Below are 25,540 nucleotides of genomic sequence, written 5' to 3' on the forward strand. Positions count from 1 at the left end.
CCTCGTTCGTTCTAAAAGAACCTTGAGCTATACCAAGGAAAGGTCAGCAATAACAAAATGATCAGACTTATTATCCAAAACACAAGACGTTGAATGAAGAGAGTGCTTGGGTGAGCGCAAGGCTTGCCAATTTCACAAGTAGGCGGTTTTAAGTATAATTTATAAAATGAATAACCCAGAGATAAAGCTACTAATCCAATAATATAAGGACGATAGGGGGCAAGTGCTGTTAAGTGACTAGTCCAAGCACCTCCAATGCCTAGGCTGAGGACGACCAAAGGACCAATACAACATAAGGAAGCAACGATAGAAGTTCCTATAGCTCCGAATAGACTCGCCCAGATTGATTTATGATTCATATGTAAACTCCTCTGTTTCTAAGGCATCCAAAATGGGACAATCGGTCATTGGCTTTTTGTTCAATTGACACTGTTTGACTAACGTTATGAGAGCTTGTTTTATGGTCTGCAGTTCCTGAAGTTTTTGATCAATCAAATGAATTTTAGTTTGTGCTTGGGTTTGGATCTCATGACAGGCATTTTTTGAGGTTCCCTTAATGGTCAAAAGCTCCATAATCTCATCTAAAGTGAACCCTATGTTTTTAGAGCGCATAATAAATCTCAGACGTTTCAATGCTTCTTTATCATAATACCGATAGCCATTAGCCCCACGGAAAGGCTTAGGCATAAGGCCTATTTTCTCATAGAAACGAATGGTATCGGCCTTAATCTGACATTCTTTCGCCAGTTGACTAATTCGATAGTTGCGCATGGTTTGTTCTCTCCTTACACATCGCAAGCACAGTCTATGGATGAGGTCTTATCTTCTTTAAAAGCTTTATAAGCTTTTAAGGCCCAGGTTTCTCCCACACAGCCCCCCATAGTTGATCCAATGGCTAAGACTTCGCCAACTTCAGCTTCCGAGGCCCCCAATTCTTTGGCTTTTAGGATATAATAAGTCAAACAAGGTTCACAGCGAGCACTTACACCCCATAAGGCCGCCATCAAAGCTTTGTACTTAGCCGGCAAAACTCCATCCTTAAAGATGACTTCTTCACGCATCTGATGAATGAGGCCTGCCGTCCCCAATCCAACTTTGGCGAACTCTTTAAAATAGCCATAGGCAGGATCAATAGTTTTAGGATCGATCGTCATGGTTTCCTCCGTTTTTTTGAACGTTCCCCATCATTTTAAGTATACTCCTTAGAGTTTACTCCAAGGTCAAGGGATTTTTTAACCATTAAACAATGTTTTTATGTGATAAATTAAAAAATAAAAGGTGATCGGGGGCTTTTCAGTTAAGATGAATAATAGCTTATTTAAAAGTCTAACTGCTTTTTCTATCATCGTCTTAAGTTTTTCTAGCATAGCAAAAACTTCGAATTCTTCTTCTCCATCAATGGAAATGACCACTTCAAAGGCTAAAAAACAAAAGACACCTCTCTATTGGATTGATGCCATGGAGCCTACCATCCGGTATGATAAACCAGGAAAATCCAGGATGGGAATGGAGCTTGTTCCTGTTTACGGGGAAGAAAGCAAATCACCCCCTGTGTCTCCAGGTGAGATTCACATTGATCCCCAAATCACCAATACGCTTGGCGTAAGAACTGCAGCAGTAAAAGAATCAACACTCTTTCAAAAAATACGTGCTTATGGCTCAATTGCTGTTAAAGAAGACAATATTACGAGTGTCACGAGTCACGCGGATGGGTGGATTAAAAAACTTTATGCCAATGAACTTGGTGAGATTGTCCAAAAAGATAAGCCGCTCTTTGACTTTTATTCGCCGCGCATTGTACAAATTCAACAAGAGTATATTATTTTTTTAAAACAAGATAAGAAATCAGAAAATGTCCGATTTTTGAAAAATACCCTTAAAACTTTAGGCCTAAGCGATAGACAAATAGAAAACATTACGACGACTAAATCACGCCAAGATACGATCCCTTTTTATTCTCCGGTCACTGGCGTGATTTCAGAATTAAACGTTCGTGAAGGGGCTCAAGTGAAAGGTGAGGATACACTTTTAAAAATCACAGATCTTTCAACGGTATGGGCAATTCTTGAAGTGTTTGGCGAGGAGGCTTTCTCTCTTAAGGCGGGACAAACGGTTGACATTCACATCCCCGATGTTTCGGAAAAAGTCTGGAGTGCATCAATAGAATATGTTTATCCTGAAGCAAACCCTTCTATTCGTACGGTTAAAGTGCGCGTTCTCTTGCCGAACCCTGAGGGGTTTTTGAGGCCTAATATGGTTGTCAATGCAAGGATCTTAACCTCTCCTAAAAAAGCCCTCACCATCCCAAGAGAAGCTCTTATTTATGGTACTTCCAAGAACTATGTGATTGTGTCCTTAGGGGAAGGTCGCTTTTCTCCTCGTTTCGTTACTCCGGGCATTGAAACAGAAGAAGATGTGGAAATCTTAGCAGGATTAAAGGTGGGTGAAAAAGTCGTTACGTCAGGTCAATTTCTCATCGATTCAGAATCCAATCTAAAAGCGAGCCTGCAGCGGTTAGAAACTCAAAAAGGAGACAATCATGATCACAAACATCAATAAAAGGATGATTACCCACTTTATTCTATCCTTAAGCATAACATTCATAAGTTGGGAGGTTATGGCTGAAGGAAGCAATATGAACCCTTCTCAAGAGGTAAAGTCTAACACCGTTGTAGGTCACGGTACAATCGAGGGAATTGATGAGGAAAAGCATCAACTTACGATCAAACACGATCCCATAAAGGCTCTTGATTGGCCAGGAATGACAATGGCTTTTAGTGTGTCTGAGAAAGTGGACATGAGTCAATTAAGAGCAGGCACAATCATTAATTTTCATTTAGAAAAAGATATAAACAATCAAATGCAAATTACCCACATTGAAAAGAATTAATCACTTAAAGGGTTAAGGATGATTACTGCGGTTATTCGCTGGTCTCTTCGCAACCGTTTTTTAGTATTGTTAGCAGCGGTTTTGTTAACCTTATGGGGCATCTATGCTACCAAGAATACCTCCATAGATGCCATCCCTGATCTTTCTGATGTACAAGTAATCATTAAAACAAACTACCCTGGACGTTCACCGCAAGTGATTGAGAGTCAAGTCACTTATCCACTGACTACCACAATGTTAGCGGTGGCGGGGGTCAAAGCCGTTCGAGGTTTTTCTTATTTTGGGCAATCTTTTGTTTATGTAGTGTTTGATGAAAAGACCAATCTTTACTGGGCTCGATCCCGTGTTCTTGAGTATTTAAATCAAGCGATCAGCAAACTTCCTTCAGGAGTGCGACCAGAACTTGGCCCCGATGCCACTGGTGTGGGGTGGGTCTATCAGTATGCCCTTGTTGACCGCACAGGGCAGCATGATCTTGGGCAGCTGAGGGCGCTGCAAGATTGGTTTTTAAAATTTGAGCTTCGCACTGTCCAAGGTGTTGCGGAAGTTGCAACCGTCGGAGGAATGGTCAAGCAATTTCAAGTGATTCTTGATCCTTATCAACTGATTGCCCTTAAAATTCCTCTCTCCAAGGTTAAGCAAGCCATCCAGAATGCCAGCCAAGAAAGTGGCGGCTCTGTCCTCGAAATGGGGGAGGCTGATTATATGATTCGCGGAACGGGGTATCTCCAATCCATAAAAGACATCGAAGAAATTCCCATTGAAACAAGTAAAGAAGGAATCCCCATTCTTATTAAGAATATTGGACGCGTTCAGCTTGGGCCTCAAGTTCGTTTAGGGGTTGCTGAGCTTAATGGTGAAGGTGAAGCTGTTGGAGGCATCGTTGTCATGCGCTTTGGAGAAAACGCTCTTCATGTCATTAAGAACGTAAAGGACAAACTTGAGAGTCTTAAAAACAGCCTTCCTAGTGGTGTAGAAATTGTTACAACGTATGATCGTTCAAACTTAATCTTAAGGGCAATCGATCAATTAAAATCAACCCTTATAAAAGAATGTCTTATTGTGGGCTTGGTGTGTCTTATTTTTTTGCTGCATTTTCGCTCAGCTTTGGTCATTGTTTTAACGCTTCCCCTCGGAATCTTATGTGCCTTTATCATTATGTATTATCAAGGCATTAATGCCAATATTATGTCTTTAAGCGGCATTGCGATTGCTATCGGTGCTATGGTAGATGCGGCTGTAGTGATGATTGAAAATGCCCATAAACATATAGAGACATGGCGAAAAAAACATTCTTCAGAAAAGATACTATTTGCAGATCATGTCAAATTAATTCTTGAGTCCACAAAAGAAGTTGGCCCCCCGCTTTTTTCTAGTCTTCTGATCATTACTGTCAGCTTTCTTCCTATCTTTACGCTTCAGGCTCAAGAAGGCCTTTTGTTTACTCCTCTTGCACTGACTAAAACCTATGCAATGGCTGCAGCGGCAGGACTATCTGTCACTCTTGTACCTGTGTTAATGATCTATTTTGTTCGTGGAAAAATTCGCTCAGAACGTAAAAATCCTCTCAATAGGTTTTTTATTACTCTTTATGAAAAAATCATAGGACACGTTTTTAAGTATCCAAAAGTAACTCTTTTGAGTGTATTTGTTCTCGTACTCTTAAGCGCTTACCCCATCTTAAAATCGGGGTCTGAATTTATGCCTCCTTTAAAAGAGGGAGATGTTCTCTATATGCCGAGTGCTTTTCCGGGGTTATCCATTGGTAAAGCAGCACAAACGCTTCAACAGACAGATAAATTGATCCGAGAGATTTCTGAAGTAAAAAGCGTCTTTGGTAAAGCAGGTCGGGCAGATACCTCTACTGATCCAGCGCCTCTTGAGATGTTTGAAACCGTTGTGCAATTAAAAGATCCTAAAGAATGGCGCTTAGGAATGACTTATGAAAAATTAATTGAAGCCCTTAATGAGACCGTAAAAATCCCTGGACTTGTGAATCTCTGGGTGCAGCCCATTCGTAATCGCATTGATATGCTTTCCACAGGACTCAAAAGCCAGATAGGGATTAAAGTCTCAGGATCAGATCTGAAAATGATTGATTCTCTCGGCAAAAAGATTGAAAGTCTTCTCAAATCTCTTCCTCAAACCGTTTCTGTTTATTCAGAGCCTAATGCCCAGGGAAGATATGTGACTATTGCTCTTAATAGGCTTCAGGCTGCAAGATATGGCTTTAATATTGATGAAGTTAGTGAAATTATTAATAATCTCATTGGCGGTGAAAATATCGCTGAGACAGTCAATGGTCTCGAGCGTTTTCCCATTAATATAAGATTTCCACGGGAGCTCAGAGATTCTCCTCAAAAAATTAAAGACCTTCCTCTTTTAACCCCCAGTGGTTCAGTAATTAATTTAGGCAGAATTGCCGATATCACCATTATCTCGGATGGACCTTCTCAAATAAAAACAGAAAATGCACGCCCCTCGGGTTGGGTCTTTCTTGATATTGGAGAAGAAGATCCTGGTTCTTATATTACGAAAGCAAAGAAACTTCTGGCAAATGAGCTCACACTTCCTTCAGGATATTCTTTGTCATGGGCAGGGCAATATGAATATATGGAACGGGTTGTTGAAAGATTAACCCTTATTCTGCCTTTAACCCTCTTTATTATTTTTTTCCTTCTTTGGGTTACTTTTAAAAACTTCATGGAACCCTTGATTATTCTTATTTCACTTCCTTTTGCACTTAGTGGAGGACTGTGGTTAACGTATGTTTTAGGGTTCAATCTTTCAGTCGCTGTTGCCGCTGGTTTTATTGCCTTAATGGGCGTTGCCGCAGAGTTTGGTGTGGTGATGCTCATTTATCTTGATCACAGCATTGAAAACTATAGAAAGCAGAAAAAACTTAAGAATCTCAACGATCTTCTCTCTGCCATTACAGAAGGAGCCGTTCTTCGCGTACGCCCTAAGACTATGACTGTTGCGGTAATTCTCGCAAGCCTTATTCCTATCATGTTTGAACACAGTACAGGATCAGAAGTGATGCAGCGCATTGCAGCTCCTATGATTGGCGGCATGATCACAGCACCTCTTCTCTCAATGGTTGTTGTTCCCGTTATTTATTTCTTATGGCAGAGAAGAAAACTTTTCCCGAAGCGAGCGAAGTAGCTGATGTCAACTAGAGTCCTTTGAGCTCAACTTCCCAACCTTCCTCCCAAACAATTCTGCGGCAGCTCTCAGAGGTTCATCAGCAAGATGGGCATATCTTTGGGTGGTGGATGGATTGGTATGACCTAAAAGCTTTCCGATAATGCTAAGGCTTAACCCACTCGAGACAAGATGAGAAGCATAGGTATGACGAAGATCGTGAATTCTTACATTTTTTAAGCAAGCTTCTTTTAAGATTTTTTTCCAAAAAGTCGCACCTCCTTGCATAGGTTCTCCAGTAACTCTATTTGGGAATAGATATGGAGAAGCGTGTTTTTGAAGTTCTTTAAGATTAGCAAGAACTTCTAGAGCTTGTTCTGAAAGTGGCAGATGCTCCTTCTTTTTCTGTTTGGTCAAATGTGAAGGTTTCGTCCAAACCCCTTGTTCTAAATCAAATTGATCCCAGGTGGCATGAAATACTTCGCTTTTTCTAGCGCCTGTTAATAGAAGAAGCTTAAAAGAAAAGGCTGTTAAATGTTCTGGGTAGGATGACAGAACACTCCAAAGTTTTTTAACTTCCTCTTCATTAAGCCATCGATCCCTTTTTCCTTCGGTGTATCGTTCAATTCCCCTCACTGGATTGTCTGCTCTCCAACCCCAAGACATAGCTAAGGAAAACATCTTAGAAAGTAAGGCTAAGATTCTATTAGCTTGGTAGGGAGTTTTCTCATGTTTCAGGTGAAGGCTCTCTATATCTCTACGAGAAATATTGGCCACAAATTTATTACCCAAGGAAGGTAAGATGATATTCTTTAGTAATTTTTGGTCTTCTTTTAAGCTTCTTGTTCTTTTCCGTACACCGTGTCTTACAATATAATCTTGAGCAAGAGTGTTTATAGTGGGAAGATCTCTATTCTCTTTCTTTTTTTCTGCAGGATCATTTCCATGGGCAATACTCCCCAAATATTTCTTAGCAAGACCACGCGCTTCTTCTGTAGTGATATGTCCATGCACTCCCAGTTTAAATCTTTTTTTAATGCGGTTAATATTTCTGTATTCAATGCAATAAGTTCTCCTCCCACTAGGGAGAATAATAAGCCCAAACCCTCTCAGCTCAGAATCCCATATTTTTAAGGGTTTCTGAGAATCAGGCTGAGTGCTTTCAACGATTCTCTTTGTCAGTTTAAGCATAAGCTCTCCTATGATGATAAAAAAATTAATATCATATCCTCTGAAAATTGTCACCAAATTGTCACCAAAGCAGAGAGAATTTCCGATATTTTCCGATAATTTCCAAGATTATCTGATAAGCACGGAATCCTTTAAATACTAGCTAAATAAACGTTCTAAGGCTATTTAATATGAGCTTGCTAAATTTTGATATACAGACTCAAAATCTGCTATCCGCGAGGATGTGGGAGTTCGAGTCTCCCCGGGGGCACCAATTTTATTGATGACGCGGTTTTGAGGTGTCCTTCCCTTTCCAAGGGCAAATTTTTTTATTTTCTTTTTCCAAGATTTTGCCTCTGCAAGCGCCTTTGTTCATAAGGGTTTTCAGAGGTCGTGTGCATTTTTTTTAATCTTTTTTCTTGGTCCTTTTTGCCCTTTAGGCGTATAAATACCCTTATGTTTGTTCTGCAGAATAACATTTACGCTTGCCTCTCTCCCCCAACAAGAGGGATGGGCGTAAGGATACGTGAAAGAAGTAATAGGTCATTAAGATCTTAAGACCACACAGTAAACGATCTTTTAAAAGGAAGAGGGTTAGTTGTCCGCCGGCCCAGGACCTTTTAAGAAGATTTTTAGAGTGTTAAAAGAATTTTTCCCCGGGGAAAGAGCTTCGAAGGAAGAGAAATTGAGAAGGCTCTCCCTTTGAAAAACGGATCATGCTCTTTCCTCCCTCAGCGTCCTGAGCCACCCAGGCGATGGGGGAGTGAAAGGGTTATCACCCAAGAAGAACAATAAAAAAACATCGTCAGAAAATGTCATCACGCGATTCTTTCAGAACCGCGGGGCGATTCAGCGTGCTTATTGGTAACCAAACCACGCCCCTGCGAGGCCCCTTGGCCGCGGCAGTCCATCTTGCTTGTTGTGCTGGATCACGTCGCTGCGCTCGTGATGACGCACTTCTATAGGCCGTCATCGCGCCGATTCTTTCAGAACCGCGGCAATTCAGCGTGTTTATTGGTAACCAAACCACGTCTCTGCGAGGCCCCTTGGCCGCGGCAGTCCATCTTGCTTATTTAACTGGATCACGTCGCTTCGCTCGCAAGGGCGCAAGATTTCTGGCTCTCTCAAATATTACTAAAAGTAATTTTTACATTATTATGTAAATTTACTTATTATTAGTTGTTTTATGACAATATAACTTTATTGTATATTGGAGGGTAACATGAAATACTTAAGTATTAAATCTATTGTTGCAACACTTGCTTTGGTTATGTTTGCATCCGCCAGTTCTTTTGCAGACGTCCCCCTTCAAATCAAAAATATGAAGCGGGAGATTACACAGTTGTTGGCTCAGGCCGCACAACATGGTTCAACGGGTAAAAGAGGTTTAGCAAGAACAGAAGTAGGCGCTGCTAAAAAGAAACTTGAAGACTTAAAAGCTCAGCATGAAGATCCTGCTTTCGTAGCAGAACAAGAAGATTCCATAAAAGACGTCGAAGAACTTTTAGGATAATTTAACGACATCGCAATACTCTTACTGGAAGGCGGTTGATTTATGCAGCCGCCTCAACTCTATTAAGGCTTATCTCTGTTTAGAAAAACTGGTCACCTTACGCTTTTTCAACAAATTACATAGAGTGTAGACCCTAATTTTAAAAAAATAGTTAATATGCGCACTAAGTAATAAATATTTATGAATTAGTACTTTATTAATGTTGTACAAAATATCATAGCGATGAATAAACGAAATTACTTCGTTTTATAAAATAAAGGAGGATGCAACATGAAAGTATTTACTATTTCAGCATTATTTTTTATTACAACTACTGCTCATGCATCATCACTACCTGATCAATTCCGTGAAGATAAACCTTTTAGACCCATTTCAATGAAAACCGGTAGCGTGCTTGGCGGAAGTGCGATGCGAGACCTGGAGAGAAAAACGCAAGGAACACAATTAAGAAATATGATGAAACTCAGTGCAACTCCAGAATTTGAAGAACTCCGTGCTCAAGCCACCGCTAATTTTAACACTGCGTTTACAACACGCGTTAATCCAAAGGTTATTGAGTTATTACCCATAGAAATTATTTTTCTTGTTCCTCCTGCTCTGATTAATAAAGCGAATTTCTTAAATGAGTTCACCCCTTCTGAGGATGATGGGATCGTCGGAAGCATTGTCCCTTCTGCAAAAAACGTAGACGCCCTTGAGATATCAAAAGCTTTTGTGCGTCTTGCGCTTCTCATTAAAGATGAGTCAGCGTTTGGCATGTTCAAAGATGAGTTGATGAAGGTCTGCTTTTTAAAGGCCTCGGAACATCAGCGCACCCTAGAAAGCATGATTCCTCTGGGCAACAAGGCTGATTACTATACTTCCCTTGGTCAAGTAATACGCTGGGCGGCTTTCAGAGCGCGTAGTGTTGATGAACAAAAAAGTTTACTGAAAGAATCTTTAAGCAATTTTGAGCATGCACAGGAAACCTTAACGTACTTTTTGACTGATTATAATACGCCTTGGATTACCCGTGAAAGCTTTGCTGGTAAAATTATGACTGAAATAGACCTCGCGCAAAATCGTTTACGCACTATTTCTTAAGACCTTTAAAGTGAGCCCTTTGCATCGTCTAGAGGGCTCATTTTAACCCTCTTATGAATCTCCCAAACAAATTCCTAAACCGCGCGCAGTTTTGACAAGCGTGCCCTGGGGCTCCACTTCTCCATAGCTTTTGATGGCTTCTTCCAATGAAACATCCACCACACAACGATTCTGCCACGCGACCATGCGATCGGATTTTCCTTGGGCAATCAGATCAACTGCATGAACACCAAAGGATGAAGCAAGCAAACGATCACTTGCATTCGGTTGTCCTCCGCGCTGAACATGTCCCAAAACGGTAAAACGCGTCTCTGCTCCTGTGAGTTCGGTAATACGATCGGCTAGATAATGACTAATTCCTCCAAAACGCTTGCGTCCGGTAGGATCAGCAATCACCACTTTTTCACCATCTTCGGTTTTCACCGCTTCAGCCACAATCACGAGAGCAAAATTATGACCTTCCTTCATAATCGTTTGGATATGTTTTGCAACATTGTGAAGTGTATAGGGAATTTCTGGGATGAGAATTATATGAGCTCCTCCTGCGATTCCAGCACTCAGCGCGATATGACCTGCATCACGCCCCATCACTTCCAAAATCATCACACGATCGTGACTGGCTGCCGTTGGCTGCAAACGATCTAAGGCCTCGGTGGCCACATCAACTGCTGTCGTAAAACCTATGGAGTTTTCCGTAAGACCAATATCGTTATCAATGGTTTTAGGAATACCAATAAAAGGGACATGCCCTTTATGGGCCAAGCGCCTTAAAATATTTAAACTGCCGTCTCCGCCAATACCAATAAGCCCATCTAATCCCAGTATTTTGCACCCTTCAGCAAATTCTTCAGATCGATCCTTGATGTGACCATCATCTAAAGGAAAAGCAAAGGGATCCCCCTTGTTGGTCGTTCCCAAGATTGTGCCGCCCATACGCGGAATAGGGGCTCTAAAACTCTCAAGTGTTAGAGGTTCTGCTTCCACAGGACGCCTTAAAAGACCTAATGTCCCTTGACGAATGCCGTAGACATCCCAGCCATAACCATGGATCGCTCGGCTCGTCACAGCAGCAAGCACCATATTCAGTCCAGCGCAATCACCTCCGCTGGTTAAGATTCCGATTCTTTTTTTCATCACAACCACACTATTTTATGTCCAAACTATAACATTTACGCCACATTCTGCAAGCACACTTAACAATGGGGGGTAAGAGGTGTTATTCTAAAACATAAAATAATTTAAAGCGTTGACTTAGTGTAATGGATCAACAAGAAATATTAAAAGCACAACTAGACAAATTGGCGAAAGAACATCGAGAGCTGGACAGTCTCATCGGGCAAATGATGCGTGCCAATGTTGTTGATCAGGTTGCTATTAAGCGCCTTAAAAAGCGTAAGCTTATTTTAAAGGATCAAGTTGAAAAAATAAAAAGCATTCTCTTGCCTGACATTATTGCTTGAGAAAAAGAATCGATCCTCCTAGGATGATAAACAAAGAAGATAAAAAAGGTAGGTACGTGTTATGGCTTTAGTTTCCGCAACAGATGATACATTTAACAAAGAAGTGCTCCAAGCATCACAACTGGTATTGGTCGATTTTTGGGCTGAATGGTGTGGTCCTTGTAGGGCTATCGCTCCCATTTTAGAAGAAATGGCTGAAGAATTTGAAGGCTCCCTTAAGATCGTTAAGGTGGATATTGATAACAATCCTGATGCAGCTGTTAATTTCAACGTACGCAGCATTCCCACGCTTCTGTTATTTAAGAACGGTAAAGTCGTGGGAACTCAAGTCGGTTTAGTACCAAAGTCTGCATTAGAGGAATGGGTTAAGGGTTTTATTTAATATAAACCTTTAAGACAGGAAGAAAAAAATGGGGACAACAACAAAAGAAAAACCCACTTTACCAAACTTGCCCAGCGATCCTTATGAGATGAGTAGTTTGTTCATGAATTATGGAACAAAGTTGCAAAACATCTTACAACATGCCGCTGAAAAGAAACAAAAAGGGGCGGGTTATTTTACCATCTTTAATCCTTGGGTTACGGCTGAATCCTTTATGGATGCTTTTCAAAAAATAGCCTCAAACCCCAAAAGCTTTATGGACGCTTCTAGTGCTTTTTGGAAAGATTATATGGCTCTTTGGCAAGAGACCTCTAAAAGTCTTCTCAAAAAAGAAGAAACGAAGCCTATTATTGAACCAGAACTCTCAGATCGACGCTTCAAAGATGATTCTTGGCGTGAAAACCCCTATTATAATCACTTGATGCAAAGTTATTTGCTTTGGAGTCGTTGGATGAAAGATGTTTCAACGGATATTGAAGGCGTCGATGAAAAGACAGCTCACAAAGTCCAGTTTTATTCCAGACAAATTTCTGATGCCCTCTCACCCAGTAATTATATTGGGACAAATCCCCTTGCTTTGAAGAAAGCCTATGAAACAAGCGGTAAAAGCGTTCTCCAAGGAATGAACAATTTCTTAAGAGATTTAGAAGCAGGGCAAGGTCAGCTCAACATTAAAATGGTGGATAGAGACGCATTTCAGCTGGGTAAGAATATTGCAATTACCCCTGGAAAAGTTGTGTACCAGAATGATTTAATTCAACTTATTCAGTATGAGCCTACAACAAAAAACGTCTTTCGTTTACCGTTGTTGTTAATTCCACCCTGCATTAATCGTTTTTATATTTTTGATTTGAGACTCTCAAATTCCTTCGTGCGCTGGGCTTTAGATAAAGGATTTACAGTCTTTATGGTTTCCTGGGTTAATCCCGATGAACGCCTCTCTCATAAGAGTTATGAGGACTATGTCTTTGAAGGTGTAAAGAATGCTATTGATGTTATGTGTGCTATTACGGGAGAAGAGAAAGTAAATGCGCTTGGTTATTGCATTGGTGGCAATTTCCTTGCAACTCTCAGTGGCTATCTGGGAGGAGAAAAGAAAAACCCTCTCGCAACTACTTCCTATCTGGCAACTCTTTTTGACTTTGAAAACGCTGGCGATTTGATGGTCTTTATCGATGAAAAGCAACTAGAAGACATTGAACGTCGTACAAAAAAACAAGGTTATTTGGATGGTGATACATTAGCACGCACCTTTAACATATTAAGAGCCAACGATTTAATCTGGTCCTATGTGGTCAACAACTATCTCTTAGGCGAAGAACCCTTGGCCTTTGATCTTCTTTATTGGAACTCTGATTCGACGAATTTACCTGCAACCATGTATACGTATTACTTAAAAAACATGTTCTTGAAAAACCTTCTTCGTAAACCCGGTGCTCTTACAATTGGCGGGAAAGGACTCGACCTCAGCAAAGCCGCTGTGCCAACTTTTATTTTAAATACACGGGATGACCATATTGCTCCATGGTGGTGTGGATATGCAGGAACTCAAGTATTCAAAGGTCCCTTAAAATTTGTACTGGGCGGCTCAGGACATGTGGCTGGAATTTTCAATCATCCAAGTTCAAGCAAATATGGCTATTGGGTCAATGATAAACTTTCAAAAACGCCCAATGAATGGCTGAAATCTGCTAAACAATTCGAAGGCTCCTGGTGGAATGAATGGTTCAAGTGGATACAAGACTATAACAAAGATATGGTGCCTGCGCGCAAACCAGGATCAAAAAAATATCCCCCCCTTGAGGAGGCACCAGGATCTTTTTCAAAATTGTAATTAAAAAAACGGAGTGGGCTTTTAAGCCCCAAAAAGCTTAGCTGCCCATGAATTTTTTCTCTAAGTTCAATCGCATTGCAACTCTTGCTTACAGTGGTGTTATTATTAGCGCCACACTGCTTTTTAGCTCTCTTTATCAGGAAAGCAAAGTTTATATTCTTAATGCTTTGCGTTTGCAGCTGACTGAACAGTCTCAATCTCTCAATTTCGTTCTACGAATTCGCGCAGACGCTGTAAAATCGATTAAGAGTCAGGCAGAAAGTTTTCTCAGTGAACCCCCAAATCCTAATTTTAGACCGCATCTTGTTTCTGAATATGACAATGGAATATTCACCCTTAATAAAAGCACCGTGAATAAAGCCAATGTTGGTAATTTAACAGGCCTTATGACAGTTGAAAAAATTTCATCTGAATTATGGCATGAAATTACGATGGCTTATCGTTTGAACCCTCTTTTTAGAGTACTTCTGGAAAACAATCGATCTATTCGCCATGCCTATTATATTTCAAATCGAGAATTTAGTAATATTTATCCATGGTTATCGCCTAAAAAAACCTATTACTGCATGGAAAATTTCAAGCATGGTCTTTGTCAATTGGTTCTCCATGCTGGCACTTCGAAAGATGGATTATATTGGACAGACATTTATCTGAGTCCTGATAATGTTTTGATGATGACGTGTGCGGCATCGGTGTATTCAAAAAATCATTTTAAAGGCGTTGTTTCAATCGATTTTACGTTGAGTTCCTTAAGCAGCTTTGTTGAATCATTGCATCACAAATTTGGTCGTCTTATCGTGATCAATGATCATCACAGTATTCTTGAAGACACAGGAGCCTATAATAACGCAATCGAAAATAACCTTAAATTACAAATAGAAGACACACTTCCCGATGGGTTAGAGATTGAACAAATTCTTAAAATTCATCCCAATAAGATTACTAAACTTGGCAATTACTGGGTATTTCAATCGTCCACAGCGCATGCTCCTTGGACGGTTGTCTACTATGTAAGTGCCTGGGAAATCACCTTGGCAGCCCTTCGAAATATTGGTCCTGGATTTATCTTAATCTTCGTATTCGCGACGATTATTCTGGTAGCAGCGAATCGCATTATCGTACAGGAATTTATACAACCGACTGAACGTTTGGTAACACATATTACAAGCCAAGGTCGTTCAAAAGTGGTTTTCAGTGATTTAAAAGAACCATGGTTACGTTGGTTTGAGACAGTCTCAAAAGTTTTCGAAGAAAACCGGAATTTGGTTAAAACGCTCGAACAAAATATCCAAGACTTGGATCGTCAAGTTTTGAAAAGAACGAATGATCTTTATAAGCGTAATAAGCAATTACAAGATGCGATTAACAATCTTAAAAAAGCGCAATCAAAAATCATTTTTCAAGAAAAGATGGCGGGGTTAGGCGCTCTCACAGCAGGGATTGCCCATGAACTTAAAAACCCCTTAAATTTCGTCATTAACTTTTCTGAAATTTCACGAACTTTTCTCGAAGATTTAAAACGTATTCTGAACAAAACTTTGAAACAATCTTCCAAGGCCGATCAAGAACAAATCAAAAAGCTTCTGGTGGATCTTCTCTCAAACATTCACCGCATAGAAAAGCACGGACGTCATGCTGATATGATCATCCATAGTATGTTAGTCCACGCCCGGGGTGGATCAGATGCTCCCCATGAAGCCGATTTGAATGACCTCTTAAGAGAGAATATTTTATTATTGCTTTCGAGCTTTAAACAAAAAGGCTTTACACCTCAGATTAAAACTTCATTCGATCCCAAATTAACGCCGGTGAAAATTTATCATCAGGACCTCAGCCGTGCGCTTCTCAATATCGTCATGAATGCTTTTGATGCATTGCTCGAAAAGAAACTGAAAGATAAAAACTACGAACCTCTCCTCGAGATATGGACAAAAGATAAAAAAGATTTTGTTGAAATAGGTATTAAAGATAATGGTCCTGGCGTCAATGAAAAGCACCTTAAGAAGATTTTCGAACCCTTCTTTACCACGAAGCCAACAGGTCAAGGAACAGGCTTAGGTCTTTCTCTGAGCTATGATATTATTTCTCAACAACACAAAGGAACGATGACCATCAACACCAAGAAAGGCGAATTCACAGAATTCGTCATAACACTCCCTAAAAATATAAATAAAGCATAAGTTGCATTTACCCGAAGATAAAAGTAGGTTAAAGAGAGAGCGCGTTAAAGGATCCTAACCAAAAAAATAACAGAAAGGTAGGCTATGGCGGGAAAGAATGCTCAACAAAAGCTTGTTAATCTTCGAAAATATTTAAAGAATCAAGGCGTTTCAGGATATATTCTCCCTAATACAGACGAGCATTTAAGCGAATATCTTCCGCCCCATTCAGAACGTTTGACTTGGCTTACTAATTTTAGAGGATCAGCTGGAATTGGCATTATCTTGGAAAATCAAGCGGCCTTATTTGTGGATGGTCGCTATATTCTTCAAGCGCGTCATCAAACGGACGGAAAGTTATACACCTCATTTTTAATCAACGATAAAACTCCTATTCAATGGTTAAAGGAAAAAATAAAAAAGGGTGAAAAAATCGCCTACGATCCTTGGACGCTCACAGAAAAGGAAATTCTCAATTTTGAGTCAGCGCTTCAAGAAAAGGGGGCGAGTCTTAAAGCCCTCAAACAAAACCCCATTGATGCGATTTGGATGGATCGCCCAAAATTTCCAAACTTTAAAATTATTCCCCATCCAAAAAAGTATTCTGGCATCGATAAGGATGTAAAAATTAAGGATCTCGTCAAAACTTTGAAGCAACACACTATTGATGCTTATGCCACAAGTATTTTGGAAAATGTAGCGTGGCTTCTTAATATTCGCGGCAATGATTTGGAATCACTCCCCGTAACAATTTCTCATCTCATTGTTCATCAGTCTGGCATCGTTGACTTTTTCGTCGATGAAAAGAAACTCTCTGCGAGCATCAAAGCGCATTTGGGTAGTAAAGTACGTCTTCATTCTTATTCAAAATTTCTGAGTGAATTAGAAAAGCTGGGTAAGAAAAAATCTGTTATCTGTATTGACCCTGACATGTCACCAGCGATTTTGATCCACACCATAGAGAATGCAGGAGGCAAAGTCATACGCAAATTTGATCCTTTGTTGCTCCCCAAGGCTTGTAAAAATCCTACTGAAATTCAGGGCGCCAGAGATGCACACATTCGCGATGGGGCAGCCTTGTCATCCTTTTTAGCTTGGTTTTCTGAACAAGCCCCTAAAGGTAAGCTTGATGAAATCAAAGCTGCGGATAAGTTATTTGATTTTCGTTTAAAGCAGAAAAATTTTAAGAGTTATAGTTTTCCTACTATCTCCAGCACAGGGCCAAATGGCGCCATTATTCACTATCGCGTCACGCCTGAAACCAATCGCCCTATTAAAAAGGGAGATATCTATTTAGTTGATTCTGGAGCCCAATACTTGGAGGGCACGACGGACGTGACGCGAACAGTCATCGTAGGGAACAAAGCCACCCAAGAACAGAAAGATCGTTTTACGCGCGTTTTAAAAGGTCACATCGCTTTGGCTTTAGCAAAATTTCCCAAAGGTACGACTGGTTCCCAATTGGACGCCCTTGCTCGTTATCCTTTATGGCAAGCAGGCATTGACTACAATCACGGTACTGGTCACGGTGTTGGCAGCTATTTAGGTGTTCATGAAGGACCCCAGCGCATCGCGACTGTACCAAATCGTATTCCCCTAGAGGCTGGTATGATTCTTTCTAATGAACCTGGATATTATAAAGAAGGAGCCTTTGGGATCCGTATTGAGAATCTTGTCGTTGTTAAGGCTGCAGGAAAAATAAAAGGGGCTGAGAAAGAAATGTTTGAGTTTGAAACATTAACACTGGCCCCTATTGATTTGAATCTGGTGGATATCAAATTATTAGGGCCTGCAGAAAAGGCTTGGCTCAACGCCTATCATAAACGTGTGCGTGAAACACTTACACCTTTGGTAGATTCAAAAACAAAAGCTTGGCTTAAAAAAGTCACAAAGGTTCTTTAAGAAGCTTTGAGTCCCATAGCATGACGCGCGAGGAGTCGACGCAAGGGGGCAATTCTTTGCACTCCTCTTAAGCCAAGGCCGCGCAAGAATCCTAATCCTTTACTCTTGTTTGAGAATAGATGGATAAGACCATGGGTCACCCCTGACATAGACAACACATCAAAACGACGCTGCTTTTGATATTCACTCAGCAACCAAGATCCGCCAATATCCAATCCCAATTCTTGCGCTTCTTTTATCAGTCTTTCCAAAACAACAAGATCTCTAAACCCCAAATTAAGACCCTGCCCTGCTACTGGATGAATAGCATGGGCCGCATCTCCTACAAATAAAGCACGCGGAGCTTTATATTCCTTCACCATTGTGAGATTTAAAGGAAACGACCAGCGCTGGCTTGCCAATTTCAGTTGACCAAGATTAGGAAATCGCACGTGCACTTCTTCGATAAAGGTTTCGTCATTGAGTGTTTTCCACTGTTCTGCTTTCTGAGTCTCCTCACTCCATATCACCGAAGAAAGATAAGGATCCCCCATGGGTAAAAAAGCGATGGGCCCCCGCTCAAGGAAGTTTTCAAAAGCAATATTGTTGTGAGGTTTCTCATGAAAAACATTGAAAACCAGAGCCGTGTGATGATAAGAGCGTGTCCAAGATTGAATATGCAGTCTTTGACGTACAGCAGAGTTTTTTCCATCCGCGCCAATCACAAGAGACGCTTGAATCACTTCTCCATTTTTTAGAAGCACCTCCATAAAAGGTTCCTTTAAAGATAAATCTTGAATTTCAGACGGTGCATAAATCTGTAGGTTTTTTCTGTGATCAAGCAATGTGGCCAAACTTTGGCGTAAAGATGCAATTTCAACGTTGTAGCCTAAAGGGTTTCCTCCGCTCTCTTCTTGACCATAACGGACAAACCCTCCGCCCTGATGATTGGCCACATAAATTTCTTGAATGGGTGTGGCGTCTCTATGAATTCCTTCCCAAACACCACAGTTTTCTAAAAGTTCAATGGTGCCCGAGGCAAGAGCTACAGTTCGACCATCTAAATTTTTCGGCAACGGCGCACGCGGATCCACAATGTCAACAAGAGCGACTTTAAGACCTGTCTTCGTCAATTGAAGAGCGGCCACAGCGCCTACAGGACCTCCCCCTACGATCAGAACATCACATTTTATTTTTGTCATGGGAACAGTATTTCAGCTGATTTCCCTATGGTCAACAGGAGAATCCATAAACTTATCTTTTGATCCCAAAATGGGAACATGTTATATTAAAAATTAAGGGGCGATGAAATAATGAGAATTATAGCGGTAAAAAACCTAAAGGAATTTTGGGAAAGGCACCCTCAAGCAAAAAACTCTTTAAAGTCATGGCATGATGAAACAAAAAAAGCGAATTGGAATAATACGCAGGATATCAAAAAGCGCTATATACGTGCAGATTTTTTAAAAAACAATAGAGTTATATTTGATATTTCTGGCAACAGATGCCGCTTAGTTGTTGAAATAAATTACAATTTTAAGATCGTTTTTATTAAGTTTATTGGGACTCATAAAGAATATGAAGAGATCGATCCGGAGATGATTAATGAATATTAAGATTAAGCCAATTAAAACTGAACAGGATTATAAAGAAGCTTTAGAAAAAGTAAGCAAACTTATGTCTGCTAAAATAAACACTCCTGAAGGTGATGCGTTAGATGTGCTCACGACTCTAATAGAGGTTTATGAGGCCAAACATTATCCTATTGATCCGCCAGATCCTATTGAGGCTATAAAGTTTAGGCTTGACCAAGAAAATCTTTCAAGAAATGACTTGGCTACAATTCTTAAAGTAGAAAGAGGACGTGTATCTGAAATTCTTTCAAAAAAAAGAGCTTTAAGCATCAACATGATCAGGGTGCTTTATCAAAAACTTCGTATTTCTCCTGAAGTTTTAATGAGGACATACCCTTTAGCTAAAAAAGCGTCCACATTAAAGATTAGGGGCTGACACCTAATAAATAAGCAGACCATTGGATTTTGTGCGCTGGCTATACCTTTGCACAGGAAGCTTCTGACAAAAAAAGTCCAATAACATTGAACCTGGCCATTAATAAGAAAACATTTCTATAAGAGATCTCAAAACTTCATGAGCGGTCTTTTGATGAATTTTTCCTAATTTCTTTACAATACGTATTTTATCAATTGTCCTAATTTGATCTAAGACGATCTGACCTTCTTTGCCTTCGAAGGTAATCTTAATTCTTGTAGGGTACTTACGTGACTTAGTAGTCATAGGAGCTACAATAATAGTGTTGATGTTCCTGTTCATCTCATCGGGAGAAATGACAACACACGGCCTCATTTTCTTAATTTCTGATCCAAGAGTCGGATCTAAGTTAATAAGACAGATATCAAAACGCTTAATATCTACCATTTCCACTCATCTACGTCCCAGTTCGTTGTAGAATATTCGTCGAGCAGCTTATCATCACCTGCTAATGCCATCTTTTTAAATGAAGAATCCCAATTATGCCTAGGTTTACGCTCGATATTGCGAAGGATAACCTTATCATCTTCGATTTCAAGATCTACAGCCTCTTGGAAATGACAACTCTTAAAAACGTACTTAGGAAGACGAATTCCTTTTGAATTGCCAATTTGAATGATATTGATACGCATACTTGCCTCCATGTAATTACAATATAATTACATTTGCGATAAATGTCAACGCTTTCCAAAAGATTGTAAATTCAACTTTTGTTCTTCTGATAGAAGATCTCTTGAAAATTATATTCAAAACCTTTGAATTTCCTACACACACATCGTCATAATATTCTGCAATGTTAAACCTATAATAGCTTGATTTTTTGCGCAAAAAATGATTATGTATATCGTATATCGATATATGAAATAGCTTTGGAGCGCTGTCTTGGTCAAGAAGTTTACACAACACCCCGGTCAGGTTTTAGGACAGGTCTATTTAGAACCCCATGGCATCACTCAAACAGCCTTTGCTCAACATTTGGGGTGGACTTACGCGCGCCTTAACGAAATTGTAAACGCTCGAAGGGGCGTGACGGCTGATTCAGCGCTCTCTTTTAGTGAAGCAATTCCCCAAACAACCCCTGAATATTGGCTAGATTTACAAAGGGATTGGGATATTTTTAACGCACGAAAAGAACACCGTGCAATCCCGCCCATGGAATGTTTTTCCATTCATAAAATAAAGTTAATGAAATGATTGCGATTTTAGAAGCCCATAAATCTGGATTACTACACCCTAAACATTGGAAAACAAATATCGCTGCTGGCGTCATTGTTGGTGTTGTGGCGCTTCCTCTTGCTATGGCCTTTGCCATTGCATCGGGGGTAAAACCTGAGCAAGGAATTTATACAGCCATCATTGCGGGCATTATCGTTGGCTTATTTGGGGGAACGCGCGTCCAAATTTCAGGTCCAACAGGCGCGTTTGTCGTTATCTTGTCCGCCATCACAGCAAAGTATGGCATCAATGGTTTGCAAATCGCCACCATTTTTGCAGGCAGTATTTTGCTATTGATGGGCTTTTTAAAACTTGGCAGCGTTGTAAAATTTATCCCTTATCCAGTTGTCGTCGGATTCACCAGTGGCATTGGCGTCATCATTTTGATGGGGCAATGGAAAAGTTTTTTTGGGTTGCCTGTTGCTCTTCCCATTGATGCTGCTTTTTATGATAAACTTATTTTACTTTTACACGATCTACCAAATTTGGATCCCAAGACGACGCTCTTATCTCTCTTGAGTCTATTTCTCGTTATTTTTACACCTCGGTACATAAAAAGCATTCCCTCGCCCTTAATTGCAATGGCAGTTGCAACGCTTATTCAGTCCTATTTTGATTTTTCGAGCATCGCCACAATAGGGTCTGTTTTTGGAGGACTTCCTCACACATTACCTAAATTTCAACTTCCTGATTTTTCTACGGTCTCCCTTACCAATCTTCTTTGGCCAGCATTTACCATCGCTTTGTTGGGGGCAGTAGAATCACTTCTCTCAGCGTCAGCGGCTGATTCAATTGTGGGAACAAAGCACAGCTCTAACAAAGAACTGATAGGACAAGGCTTGGCCAATTTTATTACCCCTTTTTGGGGTGGATTTGCGTCAACGGGCGCCATTGCACGGACAGTTACGAACATTCGACATGGAGGAAATAGCCCTATCTCTGCCGTTGTTCATTCTCTCGTTCTCGTGCTGACGCTCTTAATTTTAGCGCCCTATGCGATGCATATCCCCTTTTCTGTTTTAGCGGCAATCTTATTCGTCGTAGCGTTTAATTTGTGCGATGTATCTGAATTCATGCATATTGTCATGAAAGCCCCATGGTACGATATGTGCGTGTTAATCATAACGTTCATTCTGACTGTTTTTACAGACTTGGTTACAGCTGTGTTTTTGGGCGTGATACTCTCAACTCTCTTTTTTGTCCTCAGAACACAACAAACAAGAGACATAAAAATGAGTTCTATCGGAATGTTGTGGAAGAAATTTTCTGAAAGCAATATCGCCTCTACATCCTTAGAAAATGGTATCATTTATAATATCTCAGGACCCATGTTTTTTGGAGCCGCTGAAAAAATTGAACATGCTCTTTCATCAACCCATACAGATCCAAAGTGTGTGGTTTTTCGTTTACAAAATGTTCCTTTTATCGACTTAACGGGACTGGAAACGCTTTCAAAAATTGTTGAGCAATACCATAAGCGCGGTGTTAAAGTTTACTTCTGCGAAGCAAATAAACGCGTATCAAAAAAACTCTCAAGGGTGGGGATTTTAAAATTGGTTCACACCAACGAAGTATTTCCTTCTTTGGAAGAAGTGATCAATTTTCAGAATAAACGCGCTTAAAAAAACTGACGAAGAATGCGTTTTACACTCTTTCCGATAACCATATAGCCAGTTTTGTTCCAGCCTTGATTGCTCCCTTTAATAAGGGGTAAGCCGTGGCTTGCTCAGCACCATTCGCGAGACCAATGTCGCGATGTTCCAATTCTTCTTCACGACATTTATGAATCAATGTTTTAAAATCTGATTCGCTTTCAGGCAGTTCTTGTTCTTGTTTGGCATAATGATCATCGATGACTTCTTCAACAGCAACCGTACACGCCATAGCCGTTTTCTCACCCATCGTTGCTGTCAACGCTCCTAAAGCATACCCCAACCCGTGCCATAAAGGAGATAAGAGCGTTGGTCTTACACGATGCTCGATAATGAGCTTTTCAAATTTTTCTAAATGCTCTTTTTCTTGCGCAAGCATATGACGCAACAAATCACCCTTTGGACTCTTTCCCAATATACGCAATTGCCCCTCATAAATGCGCAAGGCTCCATATTCTCCAGCGTGATTGACACGAATCATCCGCGCTTTTTTTTCTTGTGGGGTCATCTCTCCTGGCATGGGTTGCGTCACTGTTGAGGCTCCTTTTGTCTTGCTAAGAAGATCACAATCAGTCCTAAAAACAATGAAATGAACGCACTATAGACAGCCATGGAAAGACCTAAAAACCGAGCTTGCACTTCATCACATTTCGCGACAGACGCAGCTTGTATTTGTTCGCGCATTTCTTCAAGCGTTGTCGCCCGTTGTCTGCTTTGACATGCCGCAGAAGGCTCAACAAGTCCTTGCTCAATCGTCACTTGATAAAAGGCTATCAAAGACGTCCCAATCAAAATGGCTGCCGCAAACCAAAGTAAAGGGCGGGCGCGCACTCCTAAAGGCATAGAAATAAAAGAGACGCCTAAAAGAGTCCAAAATCCATACCGCTGATAATAGCAAAGACCACAAGGCTTTAATTGAAAAAAATATTCACTGCCATAGGCGATGGCCAAAGCAATCCCTGCGACAGTTATTAAAAATATCCACTTTTGCGTGAGGGTTAGAGACACTCTCCCGCCTCCCAATTTATTTAGATAATGTACTTTATTATGACAAAACCTGCGATCAACGCCAAGACCCCAAGTGTTGTGATCAACCCTAAATTTTTATCGATGTAGTCTTTAATCCAAGGGCCAAAACTCCAGAATAACCCCGCCACTAAAAAGAAGCGAAAACCTCTGGCAATACAAGAGGCAATCAAAAACGTTGTCATATTAATGCCCACAACACCACTTGAAATGGTTACAATTTTATAAGGAATGGGCGTTAATCCTTTGAGGGCAATAATCCAAAAGCCCCACTTAATAAATTCTCCTTGAAATTTATCAAAAGCTTCTTCAAGGCCGTAAGCTGAAACAATCCATTGTCCTAAAGTTTCATAAAGACCATAACCAATGAAATACCCCAGGATACCTCCTAGTACGGAGGTCAGTGTGCAAATAAGTGCCAAAAACCAAGCGCGATTTCGATTGGCAACAATCATTGCAATATAAAGGGGATCTGGGGGCAAAGGGAAAAATGAACTTTCAGCAAAAGAGATGGCGCTCAAAACCCAAAGAGCTTGGGGCTTGTTTGCGAAACTCAGTGTCCAATTATATGATTTTCGTAACATATTGACCCTTTTGCGATGCTTGTAAGGTGATCTAGCATGCTCAAGGCGTTCGCTTCAATAAAAAAATCTCGTATTTTTTATATTCAATTTTTTAAGACATCGTTCATCTTGAATAAATTGTTTCCTTACGTTTGCACCTAGGAAAGTTCTCTAAGCTTGATAAACGGATCAACCGAAAGATATGAAAATCCTAGATTTTAAGTTTCATGGTCTGCACGGAAAGAACGATTGATAGCTTCCTTCAAACTTGTGACGTTAATATTATTTCCCAATGTATAAGACTTTTCACCTGGAGTTATGATGCTAAGGTGATCTAATTTCAGATCCTTCATAGCAATGTTCATTGATTTTGTTATTTTTGGAGCTTCAGAATATTTGAATTCATAACCAATACGTTGACTTCCTTTAGTAACTAATAAATCGAGCTCGGCACCTTTTTCCGTAGCCCAAAAATAAAACTCATACAAATCATTGTCGTATGAATGTACCAGATTTTCTAAAGCATATCCTTCCCAGGATGCACCACATTTAGGATGTGTAAGAATAGCATTATCAGACACTCCAAGTAACGTGTGCAAAATTCCACTATCCCGTATATATAATTTTGGACGCTTAACCTGTCGCTTAGATATATTTTCAAACCATGGCTTTAACTGCCGGATCATAAAGCAACTCTCTAGAATATCCATATAACGTTTAATGGTTTTATCGGTCATATCTAGAGATCGCGATAGTTCAGAGACGTTAGCAATTTGTCCATGATAGTGAGCGAGCATGCTCCACAGTCTTCTCATATTGCTGGGAACTGTTTGTATTCCCATCATGGAAAGATCACGCTCAAGAAAGTTTTGAATATAATTAATTCGCCATTTTTCACTTTGAGAATAAGAGGGCGCTAAAAACGATTTTGGGAAACCCCCAAGCACCCAATGTTTATGCATATCGTTCACTTCATTGAGCAGAAAAGGAGGGAGTTCAATATAAGCGATACGTCCTGCTAAGGTTTCACTACTTTGCTGGATAAGGTCTTGTGACGCACTTCCTAAGATAAGAAATTTTTTATCAGAGTTATCGACTAAAAATCGTAAGTAAGGAAATAAATCAGGTCTTCTTTGAATTTCATCAATAACAATGGTTCCATTTAAAGGAGGTAATGTTAACGAAGGCGACTCTAACATAGCCAAATCTTGAGGATTTTCCAAATCAAAGATATGAACTTCCTTCAATTCTTGTACATAAAATTTGGCAAGGGTTGTTTTGCCGCATTGTCGCGGTCCAAGAATAGCGCATACAGAATGCTGTTCAAAAGCATCGTGAATTTGATGAAGATAATAGCTTCTTTGAATCATGCTCATTATCCCTTGTTATATCTTTTTGATTCTACCTCGTATTTATGGTCTTTGACAACCAAAAATACGAGGTAAATGAGGGGTCTTTCTAGAACTTTCTTTTTTCCATTTCACTTGAAGTCCCCTCTCTAACGAATAAACTTGTAATT

The 25,540-nt window shown here is 40.2% G+C and carries 26 protein-coding genes; 14 read left to right on the forward strand and 12 right to left on the reverse strand.

Going from position 1 to position 25,540, the window contains the following annotated elements:
- Positions 1 to 11 precede the first annotated feature (11 nt).
- Genes GQ61_RS05100 through GQ61_RS05110 form a run of 3 tightly spaced genes read right to left on the reverse strand, consistent with a single transcriptional unit; the run spans position 12 to position 1,154 of the window.
- Positions 12 to 359: a mercuric transporter MerT family protein gene (locus tag GQ61_RS05100; RefSeq protein ID WP_085784284.1), complete on the reverse strand. Its 348-nt coding sequence runs from the start codon at positions 357 to 359 to the stop codon at positions 12 to 14.
- Positions 349 to 771 carry a heavy metal-responsive transcriptional regulator gene (locus tag GQ61_RS05105; RefSeq protein ID WP_085784285.1) on the reverse strand — a complete coding sequence of 141 codons (423 nt, stop codon included), beginning with the start codon at positions 769 to 771 and terminating at the stop codon, positions 349 to 351. The genes GQ61_RS05100 and GQ61_RS05105 overlap by 11 nt, the downstream gene beginning before the upstream one ends.
- Before the next feature lie 14 nt (positions 772 to 785).
- A complete protein-coding gene (locus tag GQ61_RS05110) occupies positions 786 to 1,154 on the reverse strand; it encodes a carboxymuconolactone decarboxylase family protein (protein ID WP_085784286.1) in 369 nt (122 codons plus the stop codon).
- A gap of 148 nt (positions 1,155 to 1,302) precedes the next feature.
- Here GQ61_RS05110 and GQ61_RS05115 point away from each other — a divergent pair, with 148 nt between their 5' ends.
- From GQ61_RS05115 to GQ61_RS05125, 3 genes are read left to right on the forward strand one after another with little or no spacing between them, the layout of a single operon-like run.
- Entirely contained in the window at positions 1,303 to 2,559 is a 1,257-nt protein-coding gene (locus GQ61_RS05115; protein ID WP_085784287.1) for an efflux RND transporter periplasmic adaptor subunit, read from the forward strand.
- On the forward strand, positions 2,540 to 2,890 hold the full coding sequence (locus GQ61_RS05120) for a copper-binding protein (RefSeq protein ID WP_085784288.1): 351 nt from the start codon (positions 2,540 to 2,542) through the stop codon (positions 2,888 to 2,890). Before GQ61_RS05115 ends, GQ61_RS05120 begins: the two co-directional genes overlap by 20 nt.
- 18 nt (positions 2,891 to 2,908) lie before the next feature.
- The gene (locus GQ61_RS05125) at positions 2,909 to 6,055 is read left to right on the forward strand and encodes an efflux RND transporter permease subunit (RefSeq protein WP_085784289.1); all 3,147 of its coding nucleotides are present in this window, start codon (positions 2,909 to 2,911) and stop codon (positions 6,053 to 6,055) included.
- A gap of 6 nt (positions 6,056 to 6,061) precedes the next feature.
- Here the strand turns inward: GQ61_RS05125 and GQ61_RS05130 are convergent, their stop codons facing one another.
- A complete protein-coding gene (locus GQ61_RS05130) occupies positions 6,062 to 7,225 on the reverse strand; it encodes a tyrosine-type recombinase/integrase (RefSeq protein ID WP_085784290.1) in 1,164 nt (387 codons plus the stop codon).
- Positions 7,226 to 8,426: 1,201 nt separating this feature from the next.
- On the opposite strand from GQ61_RS05130, the gene GQ61_RS05135 reads away from it, so the two are divergent.
- Positions 8,427 to 8,717, forward strand: a complete 291-nt coding sequence (locus tag GQ61_RS05135; RefSeq protein WP_085784291.1) for a hypothetical protein — start codon at positions 8,427 to 8,429, stop codon at positions 8,715 to 8,717.
- Positions 8,718 to 8,987: 270 nt separating this feature from the next.
- Entirely contained in the window at positions 8,988 to 9,800 is an 813-nt protein-coding gene (locus tag GQ61_RS05140; protein WP_085784292.1) for a hypothetical protein, read from the forward strand.
- A gap of 51 nt (positions 9,801 to 9,851) precedes the next feature.
- Here the strand turns inward: GQ61_RS05140 and GQ61_RS05145 are convergent, their stop codons facing one another.
- On the reverse strand, positions 9,852 to 10,934 hold the full coding sequence (locus GQ61_RS05145; protein WP_085784293.1) for an ATP-dependent 6-phosphofructokinase: 1,083 nt from the start codon (positions 10,932 to 10,934) through the stop codon (positions 9,852 to 9,854).
- Positions 10,935 to 11,059: 125 nt separating this feature from the next.
- Here GQ61_RS05145 and GQ61_RS05150 point away from each other — a divergent pair, with 125 nt between their 5' ends.
- From GQ61_RS05150 to GQ61_RS05170, 5 genes are all read left to right on the forward strand, one after another.
- On the forward strand, positions 11,060 to 11,260 hold the full coding sequence (locus tag GQ61_RS05150; protein WP_085784294.1) for a YdcH family protein: 201 nt from the start codon (positions 11,060 to 11,062) through the stop codon (positions 11,258 to 11,260).
- Positions 11,261 to 11,321: 61 nt separating this feature from the next.
- Positions 11,322 to 11,642: a thioredoxin gene (gene trxA, locus GQ61_RS05155; protein WP_085784295.1), complete on the forward strand. Its 321-nt coding sequence runs from the start codon at positions 11,322 to 11,324 to the stop codon at positions 11,640 to 11,642.
- A gap of 28 nt (positions 11,643 to 11,670) precedes the next feature.
- Positions 11,671 to 13,476 carry a PHA/PHB synthase family protein gene (locus GQ61_RS05160; protein WP_085784296.1) on the forward strand — a complete coding sequence of 602 codons (1,806 nt, stop codon included), beginning with the start codon at positions 11,671 to 11,673 and terminating at the stop codon, positions 13,474 to 13,476.
- Positions 13,477 to 13,523: 47 nt separating this feature from the next.
- A complete protein-coding gene (locus tag GQ61_RS05165; RefSeq protein WP_085784297.1) occupies positions 13,524 to 15,656 on the forward strand; it encodes a sensor histidine kinase in 2,133 nt (710 codons plus the stop codon).
- Between the two features lie 84 nt (positions 15,657 to 15,740).
- Complete coding sequence (locus tag GQ61_RS05170) at positions 15,741 to 17,537, forward strand: aminopeptidase P family protein (RefSeq protein ID WP_085784298.1); 1,797 nt, start codon at positions 15,741 to 15,743, stop codon at positions 17,535 to 17,537.
- Here the strand turns inward: GQ61_RS05170 and GQ61_RS05175 are convergent.
- Entirely contained in the window at positions 17,534 to 18,718 is a 1,185-nt protein-coding gene (locus tag GQ61_RS05175; RefSeq protein ID WP_085784299.1) for a UbiH/UbiF/VisC/COQ6 family ubiquinone biosynthesis hydroxylase, read from the reverse strand. The genes GQ61_RS05170 and GQ61_RS05175 overlap by 4 nt on opposite strands.
- A gap of 111 nt (positions 18,719 to 18,829) precedes the next feature.
- On the opposite strand from GQ61_RS05175, the gene GQ61_RS05180 reads away from it, so the two are divergent.
- A complete protein-coding gene (locus GQ61_RS05180; protein WP_085784300.1) occupies positions 18,830 to 19,132 on the forward strand; it encodes a type II toxin-antitoxin system HigB family toxin in 303 nt (100 codons plus the stop codon).
- On the forward strand, positions 19,122 to 19,526 hold the full coding sequence (locus GQ61_RS05185; protein WP_085784301.1) for a helix-turn-helix domain-containing protein: 405 nt from the start codon (positions 19,122 to 19,124) through the stop codon (positions 19,524 to 19,526). The genes GQ61_RS05180 and GQ61_RS05185 overlap by 11 nt, the downstream gene beginning before the upstream one ends.
- Before the next feature lie 99 nt (positions 19,527 to 19,625).
- On the opposite strand, the gene GQ61_RS05190 is transcribed toward GQ61_RS05185, so the two are convergent.
- Both GQ61_RS05190 and GQ61_RS05195 read right to left on the reverse strand, forming a co-directional pair.
- Complete coding sequence (locus GQ61_RS05190; protein WP_085784302.1) at positions 19,626 to 19,952, reverse strand: type II toxin-antitoxin system PemK/MazF family toxin; 327 nt, start codon at positions 19,950 to 19,952, stop codon at positions 19,626 to 19,628.
- Positions 19,946 to 20,197: an AbrB/MazE/SpoVT family DNA-binding domain-containing protein gene (locus GQ61_RS05195; protein ID WP_085784303.1), complete on the reverse strand. Its 252-nt coding sequence runs from the start codon at positions 20,195 to 20,197 to the stop codon at positions 19,946 to 19,948. The genes GQ61_RS05190 and GQ61_RS05195 overlap by 7 nt, the downstream gene beginning before the upstream one ends.
- A gap of 250 nt (positions 20,198 to 20,447) precedes the next feature.
- Here GQ61_RS05195 and GQ61_RS05200 point away from each other — a divergent pair, with 250 nt between their 5' ends.
- Together GQ61_RS05200 and GQ61_RS05205 are read left to right on the forward strand one after the other, a co-directional pair.
- A complete protein-coding gene (locus GQ61_RS05200) occupies positions 20,448 to 20,759 on the forward strand; it encodes a HigA family addiction module antitoxin (protein WP_085784304.1) in 312 nt (103 codons plus the stop codon).
- The gene (locus tag GQ61_RS05205; protein ID WP_085784305.1) at positions 20,756 to 22,402 is read left to right on the forward strand and encodes a SulP family inorganic anion transporter; all 1,647 of its coding nucleotides are present in this window, start codon (positions 20,756 to 20,758) and stop codon (positions 22,400 to 22,402) included. Before GQ61_RS05200 ends, GQ61_RS05205 begins: the two co-directional genes overlap by 4 nt.
- A 22-nt stretch (positions 22,403 to 22,424) precedes the next feature.
- Here the strand turns inward: GQ61_RS05205 and GQ61_RS05210 are convergent, their stop codons facing one another.
- From GQ61_RS05210 to GQ61_RS05225, 4 genes are all read right to left on the reverse strand, one after another.
- Positions 22,425 to 22,964 carry a demethoxyubiquinone hydroxylase family protein gene (locus GQ61_RS05210; protein WP_232317300.1) on the reverse strand — a complete coding sequence of 180 codons (540 nt, stop codon included), beginning with the start codon at positions 22,962 to 22,964 and terminating at the stop codon, positions 22,425 to 22,427.
- Positions 22,961 to 23,440 carry a disulfide bond formation protein B gene (locus tag GQ61_RS05215; protein WP_198157278.1) on the reverse strand — a complete coding sequence of 160 codons (480 nt, stop codon included), beginning with the start codon at positions 23,438 to 23,440 and terminating at the stop codon, positions 22,961 to 22,963. The genes GQ61_RS05210 and GQ61_RS05215 overlap by 4 nt, the downstream gene beginning before the upstream one ends.
- A 20-nt stretch (positions 23,441 to 23,460) precedes the next feature.
- Positions 23,461 to 24,042: a YqaA family protein gene (locus GQ61_RS05220; RefSeq protein ID WP_085784307.1), complete on the reverse strand. Its 582-nt coding sequence runs from the start codon at positions 24,040 to 24,042 to the stop codon at positions 23,461 to 23,463.
- A gap of 197 nt (positions 24,043 to 24,239) precedes the next feature.
- Positions 24,240 to 25,391, reverse strand: coding sequence for an ATP-binding protein (locus GQ61_RS05225; protein ID WP_085784308.1), 1,152 nt, complete (start codon positions 25,389 to 25,391; stop codon positions 24,240 to 24,242).
- Positions 25,392 to 25,540: the final 149 nt, after the last annotated feature.

The organism is Candidatus Nucleicultrix amoebiphila FS5 (genome assembly GCF_002117145.1).
GTDB classification, from domain to species: Bacteria; Pseudomonadota; Alphaproteobacteria; order Caedimonadales; family Nucleicultricaceae; genus Nucleicultrix; species Nucleicultrix amoebiphila.

Bases quoted from the DNA above. Each gene is read 5' to 3' on its own strand.
- GQ61_RS05180 (WP_085784300.1), top strand. From the start codon at position 18,830: ATGAGAATTATAGCGGTAAAAAACCTAAAGGAATTTTGGGAAAGGCAC.
- GQ61_RS05175 (WP_085784299.1), bottom strand. From the start codon at position 18,718: ATGACAAAAATAAAATGTGATGTTCTGATCGTAGGGGGAGGTCCTGTA.
- GQ61_RS05195 (WP_085784303.1), bottom strand. From the start codon at position 20,197: ATGCGTATCAATATCATTCAAATTGGCAATTCAAAAGGAATTCGTCTT.
- GQ61_RS05165 (WP_085784297.1), top strand. From the start codon at position 13,524: ATGAATTTTTTCTCTAAGTTCAATCGCATTGCAACTCTTGCTTACAGT.
- GQ61_RS05105 (WP_085784285.1), bottom strand. From the start codon at position 771: ATGCGCAACTATCGAATTAGTCAACTGGCGAAAGAATGTCAGATTAAG.
- GQ61_RS05225 (WP_085784308.1), bottom strand. From the start codon at position 25,391: ATGATTCAAAGAAGCTATTATCTTCATCAAATTCACGATGCTTTTGAA.
- GQ61_RS05130 (WP_085784290.1), bottom strand. From the start codon at position 7,225: ATGCTTAAACTGACAAAGAGAATCGTTGAAAGCACTCAGCCTGATTCT.
- GQ61_RS05135 (WP_085784291.1), top strand. From the start codon at position 8,427: ATGAAATACTTAAGTATTAAATCTATTGTTGCAACACTTGCTTTGGTT.
- GQ61_RS05110 (WP_085784286.1), bottom strand. From the start codon at position 1,154: ATGACGATCGATCCTAAAACTATTGATCCTGCCTATGGCTATTTTAAA.
- GQ61_RS05120 (WP_085784288.1), top strand. From the start codon at position 2,540: ATGATCACAAACATCAATAAAAGGATGATTACCCACTTTATTCTATCC.
- GQ61_RS05145 (WP_085784293.1), bottom strand. From the start codon at position 10,934: ATGAAAAAAAGAATCGGAATCTTAACCAGCGGAGGTGATTGCGCTGGA.
- GQ61_RS05190 (WP_085784302.1), bottom strand. From the start codon at position 19,952: ATGGTAGATATTAAGCGTTTTGATATCTGTCTTATTAACTTAGATCCG.
- trxA (WP_085784295.1), top strand. From the start codon at position 11,322: ATGGCTTTAGTTTCCGCAACAGATGATACATTTAACAAAGAAGTGCTC.
- GQ61_RS05185 (WP_085784301.1), top strand. From the start codon at position 19,122: ATGAATATTAAGATTAAGCCAATTAAAACTGAACAGGATTATAAAGAA.
- GQ61_RS05140 (WP_085784292.1), top strand. From the start codon at position 8,988: ATGAAAGTATTTACTATTTCAGCATTATTTTTTATTACAACTACTGCT.
- GQ61_RS05125 (WP_085784289.1), top strand. From the start codon at position 2,909: ATGATTACTGCGGTTATTCGCTGGTCTCTTCGCAACCGTTTTTTAGTA.
- GQ61_RS05170 (WP_085784298.1), top strand. From the start codon at position 15,741: ATGGCGGGAAAGAATGCTCAACAAAAGCTTGTTAATCTTCGAAAATAT.
- GQ61_RS05160 (WP_085784296.1), top strand. From the start codon at position 11,671: ATGGGGACAACAACAAAAGAAAAACCCACTTTACCAAACTTGCCCAGC.
- GQ61_RS05100 (WP_085784284.1), bottom strand. From the start codon at position 359: ATGAATCATAAATCAATCTGGGCGAGTCTATTCGGAGCTATAGGAACT.
- GQ61_RS05150 (WP_085784294.1), top strand. From the start codon at position 11,060: ATGGATCAACAAGAAATATTAAAAGCACAACTAGACAAATTGGCGAAA.
- GQ61_RS05115 (WP_085784287.1), top strand. From the start codon at position 1,303: ATGAATAATAGCTTATTTAAAAGTCTAACTGCTTTTTCTATCATCGTC.
- GQ61_RS05205 (WP_085784305.1), top strand. From the start codon at position 20,756: ATGATTGCGATTTTAGAAGCCCATAAATCTGGATTACTACACCCTAAA.
- GQ61_RS05220 (WP_085784307.1), bottom strand. From the start codon at position 24,042: ATGTTACGAAAATCATATAATTGGACACTGAGTTTCGCAAACAAGCCC.